The following is a 400-nucleotide window of genomic DNA, read 5'->3' as shown; positions in this document are numbered from 1 at the left end:
ATATTGATGCGCATTTTGATACACGTGCTGAACAACAATCTACATCTGGAACGAGCTTTAGACAAATTTTAGAAGAAGATGAAAACACAGATTATTTAGTGCTTGGTATTGCTCAAGGTGGTAATACGCAAAGTTTATTTGATTATGCTAAAGAGAAAAAGATTGATTATGTCTTTGCAGATGAATTATTGAGTCACGTATCACCAACAATTAAAGATATGATTGAACGTTTTGTACATGAACATGATGTCATTATGTTTACGATTTGTATGGATGTCATTGATAGTGCGTTTGCGCCTGGGGTAAGTGCGCCGGCAGTGTTAGGTTTGTATCCACATACTGTTCTTGAATTAGCAAAACGTATTATTCCAAGTGATAAGGTGTCTTCAGTTAGTATTGC

1 protein-coding gene is annotated in these 400 nt (G+C 35.5%); it reads left to right on the top strand.

Going from position 1 to position 400, the window contains the following annotated elements:
* Positions 1-400, top strand: a 400-nt coding sequence (locus D7V77_RS42905) for an arginase family protein (protein WP_199734033.1), incomplete at both ends; no start/stop codon positions are given.

Source organism: Corallococcus sp. CA041A, assembly GCF_003612075.1.
In the GTDB taxonomy this organism is placed as follows: domain Bacteria; phylum Myxococcota; class Myxococcia; order Myxococcales; family Myxococcaceae; genus Corallococcus; species Corallococcus exiguus.
Note: the sequence above shows the minus strand (reverse complement) of the source record. Positions and strands in the feature narration are given on the sequence as shown.